General features: G+C 41.0%; 11 protein-coding genes. 1 reads left to right on the top strand and 10 read right to left on the bottom strand.

The window, feature by feature from the left end; genetic code table 11:
* Positions 1–2 precede the first annotated feature (2 nt).
* From AC1TPB_RS20150 to add, 3 genes are all read right to left on the bottom strand, one after another.
* Entirely contained in the window at positions 3–2294 is a 2292-nt protein-coding gene (locus AC1TPB_RS20150; protein WP_482078178.1) for a heavy metal translocating P-type ATPase, read from the bottom strand.
* Positions 2295–2435: 141 nt separating this feature from the next.
* Positions 2436–3761 carry a deoxyguanosinetriphosphate triphosphohydrolase family protein gene (locus tag AC1TPB_RS20145; protein ID WP_482060923.1) on the bottom strand — a complete coding sequence of 442 codons (1326 nt, stop codon included), beginning with the start codon at positions 3759–3761 and terminating at the stop codon, positions 2436–2438.
* 141 nt (positions 3762–3902) lie between these two features.
* Complete coding sequence (gene add / locus AC1TPB_RS20140) at positions 3903–4949, bottom strand: adenosine deaminase (protein ID WP_482078177.1); 1047 nt, start codon at positions 4947–4949, stop codon at positions 3903–3905.
* A gap of 330 nt (positions 4950–5279) precedes the next feature.
* Here add and AC1TPB_RS20135 point away from each other — a divergent pair, with 330 nt between their 5' ends.
* Positions 5280–5423, top strand: a complete 144-nt coding sequence (locus AC1TPB_RS20135) for a DUF3953 domain-containing protein (protein WP_482061793.1) — start codon at positions 5280–5282, stop codon at positions 5421–5423.
* Between the two features lie 135 nt (positions 5424–5558).
* On the opposite strand, the gene AC1TPB_RS20130 is transcribed toward AC1TPB_RS20135, so the two are convergent.
* The 7 genes from AC1TPB_RS20130 to AC1TPB_RS20100 form a co-directional block, all read right to left on the bottom strand.
* Positions 5559–5870, bottom strand: a complete 312-nt coding sequence (locus AC1TPB_RS20130) for a rhodanese-like domain-containing protein (RefSeq protein ID WP_482078176.1) — start codon at positions 5868–5870, stop codon at positions 5559–5561.
* 116 nt (positions 5871–5986) lie between these two features.
* A complete protein-coding gene (locus AC1TPB_RS20125; RefSeq protein ID WP_482078175.1) occupies positions 5987–9013 on the bottom strand; it encodes a VWA domain-containing protein in 3027 nt (1008 codons plus the stop codon).
* Positions 9003–10925 (bottom strand): vWA domain-containing protein, encoded by a 1923-nt coding sequence (locus AC1TPB_RS20120; protein ID WP_482078174.1) that lies wholly within the window; start codon positions 10923–10925, stop codon positions 9003–9005. Before AC1TPB_RS20120 ends, AC1TPB_RS20125 begins: the two co-directional genes overlap by 11 nt.
* A gap of 111 nt (positions 10926–11036) precedes the next feature.
* Positions 11037–11834 carry a phosphodiester glycosidase family protein gene (locus tag AC1TPB_RS20115; protein ID WP_482078173.1) on the bottom strand — a complete coding sequence of 266 codons (798 nt, stop codon included), beginning with the start codon at positions 11832–11834 and terminating at the stop codon, positions 11037–11039.
* A 101-nt stretch (positions 11835–11935) separates the two neighbouring features.
* Entirely contained in the window at positions 11936–12415 is a 480-nt protein-coding gene (locus tag AC1TPB_RS20110) for an NUDIX hydrolase (RefSeq protein ID WP_482078172.1), read from the bottom strand.
* A 1-nt stretch (position 12416) separates the two neighbouring features.
* A complete protein-coding gene (locus tag AC1TPB_RS20105) occupies positions 12417–13145 on the bottom strand; it encodes a hypothetical protein (RefSeq protein ID WP_482078171.1) in 729 nt (242 codons plus the stop codon).
* A 133-nt stretch (positions 13146–13278) separates the two neighbouring features.
* Positions 13279–14349 carry a DUF58 domain-containing protein gene (locus tag AC1TPB_RS20100; protein ID WP_482078170.1) on the bottom strand — a complete coding sequence of 357 codons (1071 nt, stop codon included), beginning with the start codon at positions 14347–14349 and terminating at the stop codon, positions 13279–13281.
* Between the last annotated feature and the right edge of the window lie 81 nt (positions 14350–14430).

Raw genomic sequence — 14430 nt, 5'->3', positions numbered from 1 at the left:
CGTCAGCATACAGATTCCCCCGCTCTCTCGGCATGATTCAGACGAACATGCAATGACAGTGCGTTGAACACAACGCAAACTGAACTTAGTGCCATCGCAATACCTGCCATCCACGGCTGAAGAAATCCTAGTGCTGCAAAGGGAAGCATAATGCTATTATAAATTAATGCAAATCCAAGATTTTGCTTAATATTACGGACTGTCATCCGGCTCATCTCGATCGAGATCGGAATGCTCGTTAGCTGTGAATATAATAATGTCATATGCCCTGCATGCAGGGCTGCTTCCGTACTATTGCTCATCGCGATCCCAATATGCGCACTTGCTAGCGCAGGAGCATCATTCCATCCGTCACCAACCATTGCGATAGTCGAACCATTGGCTTGTAGCTTTTGTAGCAGTTCTAGCTTTTGTTCTGGTAACAGCTTCGCATTCACATCAGTGATGCCTACTTCTCTTGCAATCCGATATGCTGGCGCAGGATGATCGCCAGTCGCCATAATGGTATGAACACCTAGCTTCTGCAGAAGTAAAATACTTTTCTTAGCGGTCCGCTTCAGTCCATCCGAAAGACCAATCAAGCCGACACAGCGCTCATTTTGGATACAATATATTAATGTTTCACCATGCATCAATCGTTCTGTAGCTATCTCAACGATATGGGCTGGTAACTTAATATGGTGCTGCTCTAGTAAGCGCTCATTGCCAACGATGAATTGCTTGTTAGCAATATAGCCCGTCACACCTCTCCCTGGGTAAGATATTACTCGGTCAACATCTATTGCTAATTCAGTTGCCCAATTGTCTCGAACGGCTTGTGACCGCAATTCCATTTGAATAGCGTGGGCAATAGGATGTTCTTCCTTCTTCTCTAATGCACCTACATAAGTTAACAGCTGACTCCGTGACATATTAAAGCTTTTCATATAATTAATACTTAGTTTTCCTTCTGTTAGCGTGCCCGTCTTGTCAAATATGACAGCGTCGACCTCAGCAAGACGTTCTAATACGCTAGCATCTTTCACAATTAATCCATGCTTTACAAGTCTACTACTCGTAATCGACAATGAGATCGGTGCGGCAAGCCCTAGTGCACATGGACATGCGACCAATAGTACAGCGAGCGCACTGAATACACCCTCACTTAATGTACCCGCCTCTCCCCAAATGACCCAGCAAAGCAATGTGGTAACAGCTAGTACAAGAATCGCCGGAACAAACCAACGGATCACCTTATCAACTTGACGTTGTATGCTGGTCTTTGAACGTTGCCCTTGCCTTACCAGTTCCCGGATTCGATTCAGCATCGTCTGATGCCCTGTTGCTGTAGTTAGCAAAACGAGATTGCCCTGCGCTTGGAATGTCCCTGCCCATAAGCGGTCGCCGACGCCTTTACTAATTAGCCCTTGTTCACCTGTAAGCAAAGCTTCTTCGACATAAGCCTCACCACGTTGTACAATGCCATCGACAGGTATATATTGCTGCTCATGCACATGAACTAGATCATCAACTTTAACAAATTCAGTACGAATAGATTGTAGCTGACCGTCTCGTTCTACTAATGACTCATTAACCTCTAGCTTAGCAAATGCATCATGCTCCTGCTGTAGCTTGAGCGAAGCGTTCAATTCAATATATTTCCCTAATAAAACGGCGGTAATGACGACGGCGGAACTTTCAAAATAGAGTGCTGCTGTTTCATAGCTTGCATATTGCCAGATCCCATCAAGCCCATTACGCAATACCTCGTAATGACTATACAAATATGCCGATGTCGTGCCAATGACAACAAGTACATCCATATTCGCAAGCTTTTCTCTTATTGCGTGATAAGCACTAATATAAAATGGAACACCGATAATCAATTGTACGATCGTTGCCAAAATTAGCTGTAGCCACGGGGCGAATAGCCAGTGTGGCAGCACATTTATCAGGCCATGCAACGGAGCAAAATGTTGAATCATCGAACATATTAACGGCATAGTAAAAACGCCTGCCCACAATAATCTTCGCTGTAGCAAACGTTTCTCTTGTTTCATATCTTCGATCGTTGATAAATGAATATGTGCTATAAAACCAAGCTGCTCTATTAATTGCATCACCTGCTTGGCATCGATTTCTCTACTAGAAGATTGAATCCATGCCGTCCTAAGTGGATAACTAACGGCAACTTCTGCAACACCTGGCATACGTATCAATCTACGCTCTATTCGAGTTGCACAAGCGGAGCAACTCATCCCCTGAACCGATAATACGATTTCCTCTGAAAATTCATGGTCAAGCTTCTGCTCCATAAATGCGCCTCCGATCGGCAAGTAGTAAGACCTTCATTCGAAAGTTTGATTTTGGAACTTCCTCTTAAATGATGGTTGTCTTATACAGTATGATCGAAAGCTGCTATTCATGCTTCATTGGTGCGTTATTCATGCTTATAGTTAGTCCCGCTCATAGATGGAACCACTACGACTCGCAAATAATTCTGTATATACTTTTTCTGCGTAATGATCAGTCATTCCCGCAATATAGTCGGTAATTAATTTCTCCCACGGCCATTCTTGTTCTTGACGATCATAAGATTCTATCCAATCTGGCGGAAGAATAAGTCTTCCAGCAGCTTCATCCTCTAAGCTTTCCCAAAGCTTATGCAGCATATTTTCACTACGTTTTTGTAGTCGCTGCACACGAAAATCTTTGATCATCGTTACCCATGCCAGCTTCTTCAATATTTCCATCGTCCGGAGTGTATAGACATCCTCGACGCCATCCTTAACAAACGTTACTTTCTTCCAACCAATCGTATGCGGATCATCAATTATGCCTACGAGCGAAGCAAAGTGATTCACCCATTGTGCCTTCATCTCACGGCGGGAACGAGAAACTTCTCGACCATACTTGTCATAAATTCGTTTCCACTGCAAGTAGTATTCATCCAGAACATCGCTAACCATTTGACGAATATCGATATTAGCCCAATGGAATGCCGACATACTCGCAGGATCATTTACAATTTCTAGTACAACATTATCAATTAATCTTGCATCTAACAAAAAATCTTCTGTTAATTGTATTTTCCCTGCACGGATACCATCCTCAATATCATGCGTCGAATAGGCGATATCATCACATAGATCCATCAATTGCGCTTCAAGCGTACGGCATCCTTCAGGAATTTTCCATAAGTCTCGTAAGTAAGAAATACCTGCCCACTCCGCTTTATATACTCCTTTTTGCTTACCGTTCTCGCCAATCAGATATGGATATTTATTAATAGCGAGTAGTGCCGCTGCAGTGAGATCTAATCCTTTATCGCTACCTGCTCGTTTCTCCAGAAACATTAGAATGCGGAAGTTCTGAGCATTACCTTCATATTGCGTCCCATACTTTGCTTGTAAAAGCTCATTCAACACTTCCTCACCTTTATGTCCGAACGGAGGATGACCAAGATCATGAGCAAGTGATGCTATTTCTACTACCTCTGGAACGAGCTTTAATCCTGGATGGATATCTTGATTGAGGAACGGATATAATTTACCCAATTTCCGCGAAACTTCACGGGCGATTTGCGATACTTCGATGGAATGGGTTAGTCGTGTACGATAATAATCACCCGAACCAGCGCCAAAAACTTGCGATTTCCCTTGTAAGCGACGAAAGGCTGGTGATTGAATTAATCTTGCATAATCTTTTTCGTATTCTTCTCGATCTTCACTAGATTTAATATGATCAACATCATTCAGACGATATTTACGAATACTTTTCATAGCTGTCCCTCCTTCTCTTGTTGTGCAAAAATTGTTGTTTTATGAAGACACTTTTGTGATCTAACATTATAGCTTAAAATTGGATGTCTATGATCGAAATGGTGGATCGCATATGCTATTACAACTTCGATCAGTGAATAATCAGCTCTCTATCTTCGTTTTCCAAGCGCTAAGCTCCGCATCCATTTTCTCGATAAATGTATCTTTCACCGATTTTTCTAAAAACACAGCATGTACAGCATTATATTGAAGCTGTAGTAGTTGTTCTAATGATAGTGATAACTTCTGCTGTAGCGTCCACAATTCTTTAGTCAGATTCGTATTCGAGACCGTAAGATTATCCGTATTGACCGTAACTATGATGCCTGCATTCAAGTATTGTACTAGCGGATATTGCTCCCAACTCTCAATGGCTTTCGTCTGTAAATTACTTATCGGACAAAATTCAAGTGGTATATGTAGATTGTTAATGTCATTAAATATATGCAAGTCTTCTTGTAAGCGAACGCCATGTCCAATACGCGATGCACCCAACTCATGAACAGATACATCAATATTTTGAGCGCCTCCAGCTTCTCCCGCATGAATCGTTATAGGGAGGTTAAGCTGCACCGCTCTAGCAAAAATATCACGATAGAGCGCTGGTGGATAAAGTGCCTCCGCCCCTGCAAGATCAACCGCAACGAGACCTTTGCCGATAAATGTGGCTGCTTCCTCAATTACCTCCATATTTTGCTCGGCACTATGACCTCGCAAGCAAATACCAATACAGCGTGCGACAACGCCAAACTGTTGTTCACCACGTTGTAGCCCAGCGATGACATGTCGATATGTATCAGCTACCGTTAACCCTTTGTTAACATGTAATTGCGGTGCAAAGCGCACTTCAACATATCGAACATTTTGCTCTGCACATTGCTGGAGAATTTCATACGCGATTCGTTCGAGTGCATTGGCAGTCTGAGTGAAGGGCAGTACAAAATCAAAAGTGCTTAAATATTGATTCAAATCTTCACATTGTTCAGGCACAGTCATATAGGATCGGAGCTCGGATATATCCGTCGTTGGCAATGACATATTCTGCTCGGCAGCTAATTCAATTAATGTTGCAGGCAATATGCTTCCATCAAGATGAAGATGGAGTTCTACTTTCGGCATTTGTTGTAATTGTTCATATGTTAATGTCATTGTTCACAGCTCACTTTCGAGTTAAAATTTATGATCACAAATAATTTTGTTAGCTAATATAACATGAAATGGCACTAAATGCTATGGTAAACCGCCCAATATATTACTTTCGTTAGGATTCTACAACGAACCAAAAACTATTCTTTTCAACATATACAACAAAACTTAATATATAATGTAAATATGGCAAAATAAGGAGGTGTTCGTTTGTTGAGAATATTAAAATTTATATTTAGGTCAATTGCTCTTATTTTGGCAATATACAATCTAATCGTTCTTATTTTTTACTATGATAATAAAACCACATTTAAATTTGAAACAATTCCTTTTATGATTTTCTTCACGGGATTGTTCTACTTAGTCACAGGTTTTTCTGAACTCCAGTCAGAAAGAAAGAGAAATGCTTATATGTATTTTATTTTATCAGTAGGTTACATTTCCCTTTCAATTTACAGCTATCCTGTCTACTCCTAACGAGTTTCCGTAGAATCAAAAGCAAATCAAGTCAAGGACTACAACGTGGTATTATCCCCTTCAAGTAAACAATATAAAAAAACCGTTCAAATGTAGTCTTATCACCACATTTGAACGGAGTACTCAACTTATTATTTATTGACCAAGAACGACTGGACCATGCCAGCCAAGATTACCATCACTAACATTTGTCACATCAAAACCCTGCAAACGCATAAATTCACATACACGTCCACTACGAGCTCCACTGCGACAGATAACGATAACTTCACCTTCAACAGCATGAACCTCTGCCACGCGAGCATTGAATTCTGATAGAGGGATAAGGCGTGCTTGCTCGATATGTCCCGCTTCCCATTCATCTGGTTCTCTAACATCTATAAGGTTAATCAATTCTCCCGCTTCAAGTTTCGCTTGTAATTCATCTGCTGTAATTTCATTCAACATACTTTTAAGTTCATCCTCTCAATGCATATAGTAGCTTATGATCAAATTCTACATAACGTAAGCGTCGATGTCCAATCTTTTGTGAACGGTATATGCTTGATCATCTAATTGATATATTACTTCTTGCGATTTTTTGCTGCTAATAATCGGTTCATATGCTCTGTTCTAGTTTGCTCCTTAGTCGCTTGATCGACATTATTACTCTGTTCTACCTTAATTTGATCAATTTGATTGCTATTGGTAGCATTATTCGAAATTATCGAGGCAGATAGATCCGGCCGCTTATTGACCTTAATATCTTCACTATTCTCCCTCGTTACTTTAGCAGTCGACATCTTAGTAGCATTGTGCTCAACATTCGAAGTCGTATGAACGGAATCGCGTTTCGCAGCACTAGAATCTGTAGCTTGCTGCTTATTAGTCTTCGGCTCATCATCCCAAGTTGACTGCCCCACTTGCGTTGTCTCCTTCATACTCGCATACCATTGCTCTTTGGAGCTTTTTCGTTCCGCTAGACGAGACATCGTCTCACTTTTCGTCGTTTGCGGCACCGATTGTGTCTTGCGTTGTATTTGAACAATAGCTAATCCACGATTGAGCCAAAACTTCCAAGGCAATGATAAGCGACGGTTACCAATATCAACTAGCCATAATAAGAGAATGATCATCAGAAGCATTTTATTCCAATCGATGAGCTGCTTCACTTGCGTCGGTTCAAATTGAAATACATCGGCAGCGTCGTCCGGAGATAGGACACGTCCTCCTGTAAGCTCTGCTAATGCTGTCAGAGACTCTACTCCAATCGTTGAATCCATATTCAAGCGATATTCTGCTGAGTAAGGAACGACAAAGCCAGTCGTTACACCATTTTGAATTGTATTGCTACCATCAACTGAGGTTAGCTCGCCAATTTGCGTAAAGTAAACACCACTTGCTAATACGCCGGAATCGACCTCGTACTGACCATTGCTTACAGGAATAAGTGGGTACACCTGTTCACTTTCTCCATCGTGTACAGCAATGCCTAGATCACCGCGAGACAAGCCATCATGACCAGTAACATGTAATGAATTACTATTACTACCATCAATCGTATATGGCGCAGACACGAATTGCGGGTAGGTCCATTTTACCCATTCAACAAATACGTTAGGAAACTCACTCCAATTAATCCATGAGCTAGCCCATTCTCCATTGACATCAGTCGTCAGCGCAACCGTTTTTCCTGCACCGACATTCCATCTTGCTAGCAGTGGATCTTCCATATGAGTATATAAAGATACTTCTGCCAAATCTTTCGCACTTGTTGCTACGTATGCATCTACTTCTGGAACACCATTACGCCATAGTTGACTCCATGCCCCAGCGTGACCAATGATCGGTTCAAATGTTTTGTCTACAATATAAGAACGTGTCATTAACGCTGTCTCTCTACTGAAAATAGCAGGGAGCGTAGATTGATCCTCCGTATAATAATAACGACCACCTGCATTAGCCGCCAAGCTTTCCAGTAGCTGCGTTGCTGAATCACTGCCAACTGCGACGGTAGATAATGTCATCATATTGGAGATCATATTGTCTGTTAATTGCTTATAGTTATCATTCGTTCCCGACTGTCCATCAGTAAGTAGAATAATATGTTTACGTTCACTATTAAGCGTCAGCATTTCTTGATAAGCTGACTGTAGTGCAGGATAAATACTTGTACCACCTGCAGCGTTAATCGAACTTATCGACGAAATAATATCTTCCTTATTGCTTACTTTCGTTGGAGATACAACCCAAGTTGGCATATCATCAAAGGCAATAACACCTACCGTATCCTCAGGACGAAGCAACTCGACCGTACGAATTGCTGCTTCTTTCGCTAATTCAAGCTTATCGCCACTCATACTCCCTGAATGGTCGATAACTAGAATAAGACCTAACTTCGGTAGTTGTCGCTTACCGGTTAGCTCCATATCGACTGGTAAAATCCGCTCAATGGGCGTATCAAAGTATCCACCTAACCCGTAGCTGTTACTACCACCAAGCATCATAAAGCCAACACCATAGTTTCTTACAGCTGTTTCGATATACTCCATTTTAGTTTGCGGTAAATCAACCGCATTTACATTATTGAATATAATGCTGTCATATTGCACGTATTCCGCTAGCTCATAGCTTAACTCATCGACTGTAATCGTTCGATAACCAATATACGAAGCGGATAAAGCATTTTCAATATTAATAGAGCTGCCTTGTTTTCCTTCGACAATGAGTACGCCCGCAGGACCATCTACTCTACTTAGACCATATGCCGTATTATTAATCGGCTCATGATCATTCGATGTTTGTACTACTGCACGATATTGATGTAACCCCGCTTCTGTCGCAAACTGATCCAGCAAAAACGTATTCTCACCTTGTAGTAGTGACACATCATATTGATTCATCAATTCGTCATCTTCATAAATGTACAATACCGCATTCGTAGCTGACGTACTGTCAAGGGAGATCGATAGTTGATACTTCTCTCCAGCTTTAAGCTGACCGGGTACTTTGAAGGCAGATATGGCAACATCTTGCTCTTGCTGTGATGCTAACGCAACGACATCAACCGCAATATTCAATGATTGCAATAACTGTGCTTCCCGCAGCATATCTCCGTTCGTTTCATTCCCATCACTGATAAGAACAATGCGACCGCCACCTTGCTGGCTTAACATTCCACTTGCTTGACGCAATGCATTAGATATTTGCGTGCCATCTTCGGCTACCGTCGTTCGAAATTGAGTTAATGATTGTAATGGCGTTAACGTTCGATCGATGGCAATGCCATTAGCAAAGGAAAGAATAGCTTGATAACTCTTATCATCGCCTGCAGCAATGGCATCATTAACAAAGCTCCGTGCGATATCGTTATTACTAATTGAAGCAGAGCGGTCAACTGCAAACACAATATTTTTACGATCACTACTACGGTATGGCATAATTTCTGCAATCAAACAAACAATCAGTAATAAAATTAATGAGCGCACAGCAATCGCAGTAATTTTACGCGCTCCTACTAATCGAGTTGTGAATCTAATCATGAACCATATATACAATGGAATAAGTAACAGTAACACTAACCACCACGGCTGTTCTACATTAAAGCCCACGACGGTACACCTCCCATTCCAACACAAGACAACCTAATAGAAGCATAGCAAGCCAAGGAATGATCGTCTGTAAGCCTTTCGCTTCACCCACATCGCTTAATTGCAACTGCTCTTGTGATAGCTCCGAAAGCTGCTTATTCATAGAATAGGAGTACTCAGATAGCTCCGCATGAACAACAGCAGTTCTCGCTTGTACACGCTCATTGTTACGATCTTGCTCGACTAACTGATACACCCCTGGAATAGATGGTACTAATAAAGTTTGATCATAGCTAGTCGTATTACTTTTCTCCGTAGTGCCATTATCACTCATTGCTTGCCAATAGCTACTTGCAGTATTCGTTGATAGTGTAATCGCTGGTTCACTGCCAACTAGATAATTACCCAATTGGTCAGCCGCTCCCTTCACCATATATTGTAGAGATTGCATCATCAGAATGGGAAATTCTGCACGTAATGGGAGATCCGTATCCTGCAATGAAAATGTAAACCGGATTCTAGGTTTTTGCATGTCATAGCCAGCTATAATAGCAGGTAAGCCACCATATTTCACAACGACAGTTCCAAAATTCAGCTCTGCATTCGTTAATTTCCTCATTTGCGAAATGTACGTATCTTGGAATGTAATATATTGCGTAACTTCATGATCGGTCACAATGACTTCTTGCGAAGCGGGTGCTGATGAGCTTATGTCCGCTTTCTTCGGATGATCAATTATCCACAACGGTAGCTTGTCCATATAGTCACGCCAAGCGGGATCAGCTACTAATTGATCGTAGCTGCCATCTACAATGATTAATTGATAAGGATTAGACTTCGAATCTACAGGAGGCGCACTGTTTGGTGCAAGCTTAGTAATGTCAGCATTCATAAGCTGTAGTGCCTTTTCAAGAAATAGATTCCCATCAGCTATAAGGAGTACATCGTATTCAGATGGTTGTGCTAGCACTTGAAACAACCGATTATCACTCGCATTATGATCTCCAGCAGTAAGTTTTAATTCCGCTTTATAATAAGTACCTAGTGGAAGTTTATCCATTACAATCGTCGTATATTGTAAGGAACTCGCTACTTGTTGTTTCGTTACAGATGAGATAACTTTATTGTTATGATCGTATGCCGTAATCATTAAATCGAGCGACTGCCCAAAATGAAGTGGATGAGCAATCGTCACAAACCCTTCTGCTTCATCCTTGTCATCAGCATTAACTGTAAAGCTTCGAATATTCACATTACGTTGCACTTCGTCATTACCAATAATGTTCCAGTACTCTCTACTTGAACTCGCTTGACCCGCATCCTTCTGGATTGAGGTCGCTTTAAAACTTTGATCCACATACAGACTAATGATTTGTTGTTCGTCCTCTGTAACTAAAGCTCTCGCTAACGATAATGTTGTTTCATCATCAGATACACCATAGTACGGTTGTAATTCATTAATGGCATTAACAACTTTATCAACCTGCTTTTCTCTACTTGTAATAATTTGTGGATATTCGCCATTTACAATAAGTGTAATTGGACTGCCAGCTAGCTCCGCTTTCAACCAATCTATCATTCGATCCTTAGCTAATTGGAAATAGCTCTCACCGCTCGCTGAAGTCGTCGCTACCATACTTGCCGAACGATCAAGTACAATAATGACATGTTCATCTTTCGCGATAAACTTCTCGATAACCGGTTCCATAAGCGCAATTACGATACATAAAGCTATCAACAATTGCAGCCATAATAACAGCCGTTTCTTCAACTTTTGCCAAGGTTTGTTCGCTTCTTGTTCCTGTAGTGCTCGGCGCCATAATATATGACTCGATATCATCCGCGGCTGATAACTCTTTTTTAAGATGTACATCGCAACAATAACGAGTAAAGAAATGCCAAACCAAGCTGATGATGCCGAAAGCCATTGCAAACAGAACCACCTCCTACTGTGATATATAATGGGAATGTCTTTTTTGATTAATTATTAACTAGTTTCGCGTTTGATCTTCTCTACATACATAAGCCGCGACCATAAACATTTCTAGCGACTTGCCTCGTCTATCACGATCATCTGCACTACCGTTCGACCATCACCCTTCAGTTGGACGTTATCGGCGAGTAGTTGTGAGGAACCGTCCCCATCTAGAAATATAGCCTCATTCAATTTCCCTACCGCAATATGCTCCTTAATTGCAGTACGAAATTGTTCAGCCGTACATTTGTTAGAAGTTACGATCAGGTAGATCTGTCCTGAACTATTATAGGCCATTCCACTGCGAAGTCGATTTTCGTCTGGGTAGGGTAACGCTTCTTCTTTAACCGCTACATTATACCAATTACTATCATCTCTTAAATTCATACTGATTCCGCCCTGAGCCCAAAACTTCGTCTCATCTGTCATTTGCAATTCGTCAACACTTGCTGCGCGTTGCACGTTGATCTTCTTTAAAACTCGATCGTACACGATAGTCCCTCGTGCATACTTTGCGTTAAACCAGCCTGAGCCATAATCTTTAGCATTTCCGTTTGTCGGCACCCCATCCATAACCGCGATGCTTAGCAAGTTATTGTCCCAAAAGAATCCACCATTGATTCCGTTAAATCCCGATTGCACGACGTTGTCGTTTATACTTTTAAGGGAAATGCTATTCGCTTCCGTCTGCAACACATGTAGAACAACCCCGTTGTCAGCAGTTATTTGAGAGTAATTAACAGCTGTTGGACTATCGTCTTTACTTATAAGCCAAACAGTTATACTCCCCACAATTAGAATGAAAGCACATAAGTAAATCGGAAAATAACGTCTTAAAGTGGCGAATCTTTCATGTTCTCTTCCCACCAGATCCATCCCATCCCACTACCTTCACTTTTGGGAATTCGCCCTTTAATTTTAAAATTAATTTTCTTTATACCACTTTCTAAGTTGATTAGTTGAAAACTCTATATCTCTTCCTTATTCACTACCCAGTCATCAAATCTTAGGCTTATCATTTCAAATTTATTAGTTACAACGTACTCCTTAGCTGCTATGACTAATGGTGAAGAGTTCTCTGTTGTAATTTCATCTAGATTAATCCAATCTGATCCGGAAGTATCATCAGATATAACAGAACTTTCAATGGACGTCTCTATGCTCACTTTAAGAAAAATGGCTATATGCTGAATATGGGTACTTTCGTTTATGTTATACCTAACAATGAACTCTGAAGTACCAATATTGTGGTCTACATTAATGATTAATCCAGTTTCTTCTTGAAATTCACGATAAATGGCTTGAATGATTGATTCATCAGGTTCAATAGTACCGCCTGGTAAATCAAACCTGTTCCTATATGGTCCTCTTGTTTTATGGACGACGAGTAGTTGATTATCACGATAACAAATTCCATATACCCCTAAATGCCGACGATACTTAGTCAATTTACATCATCCTCACTGAATCCACAGTTTCATTTACAATTCGCACCATTGCGTCCACGCCGTCGATCGGACAATGATACTCGATTCGGAAAATATGTTTATCAAACTCGTAGAAAAAAACGCCCGAAAAGACAGAATCATCTTTATATTGATTGTGATTCCCATTCAGTCCGCCTTTCGATATTGTCTCGATAAACTCACCGTTGAAAACACCATCGTGCTCTTGTTGCTCCTTAGCTACTGCTTCATTCAAATTCATATTGGCCATCACTTCATACGATATCGTTGCTACTATTGACAAATCTACCGACAAATCTTGCGAGAAAACGATTCTCTCGTCCTCAACAACAGGTTCACCCATTGCAGTTGTCAACGCGAAGGTCACGCCATATGGCTCGATGGTGTATTCCGTTCCATCGGACGTCGCTGGTACATGCTCCAATGAAGTTTCCAACTTGACGGCGTTACCGACCACAATCGATAACTTCGGAGCTTCAGATGCAGGGGTACCGGACTCAAGCGATGGTTTTTCTTCCTTAACCTCAGCATCCTCCCTATTGTTATCAACACCCTCCGCGTCAATCACTTCATTGACTGTATCCTCATTCCCAACATTAGTTACAGGCCTATGTTGTAGCGTTTGTTCGGCTGAGTTTGTTGGCCCCATACAGCCGGCTACCACCATTACGATTACGCCAGCAAGCAGCGTCGTTACCCATCTATTTTCCATCGCTCATGTCTCCTCTTCGTCCATTAATTATTCAATAATAATCATATCCATAGACGTTGGAAATGGATGGAAAGTTTCTCCATTTGACTCTTCTTCAAAAATAGGCTTCGTTGAGCTGAATTAAGCAAGCAATTTATTTGTAGCTGATCGTTTCTCCACTACTCAATAGTCCGATAAATTGCTCCATAAACGGTAGACTACTATTCATACCATAATAGGCTATGCCACGAGATTCGCATAACTGTCTCAATGTTAGTTGGAATTGTGCCACACCCTGCTCATATTTACTTAAAATCGCTGGTGTAATTGCAACTTCTGTCTTGCGGTTCGTTTCAATATCAATGAGCTTCAATTCACCTTCTAAATGTGGAGTCCATTCTTCTGCATGTAAAATATGAACAAAAACAACCTCTTGACCTCTTGCTTGTAATTGACTGAGCAAGCTTTCAAGTCCTTCATCATACAATCCGTCACTAAACAGCCAAGTAACGCCTGCTCGTCTCGGTAATGACACGCCTGTTTGAAAAGCACGCATCATATCGCTCCAATCCGCTTGCATATCAGGGTCAGAAGCAGCTGAATTCATATCTACTCGTAACCCTTCACCATTTCTTCCTATAATATCAGCAAACGATTGACCATCTTCATTACGATAATGGTGTATGAGCTGACCGAGATGTTTGAACAGTGTGAACTTGGCATGCTTGCCATACAACGAAGGAATCGGATCAATCATTGCTAGTTCATTGAATAAATTAATTTGAACTCTATCTTCACATATTAATGACAAATATCCAACACTAGCAGCAAGTCGTAAAGAGAATAACCACTTATTGCTATCTCCACGACCAAAACTACTCATTGATTTCGAACTATCTACATATAGATTGAACGAACGTTCTTGTTCATCCCAATATTGACGAATATAAGCTTTGGAAGTTCTACCATATAAATTCCAATCAATTCTCCGCACATCATCACCACTAACATAAGGACGATAATCTGCAAATTCAAGAGAACTACCTAGTTGACTCGATCTCCGCTTGCCAGCTAGCATTCCTTTAACACGAGAATTAGAGCGAATAATCATCCCATCAAGCGTCGATAACCAACTCTGATCGGGAAACAATAATTGAAGTAACTGCATAGCGTCTTGTTGATGACTACTGTTTACTGCACTTGACTGTAAGTCACTAGACATCATTATTCCCCTCTCTTACTACAATAGAATATATTAATCACCTTTATCAAAAGCCATGAAACATAACCCAGCAACGTGTACGGC

Source organism: Paenibacillus sp. Y951 (genome assembly GCF_056786395.1).
This window is presented reverse-complemented; position numbering and strand designations above follow the sequence as displayed.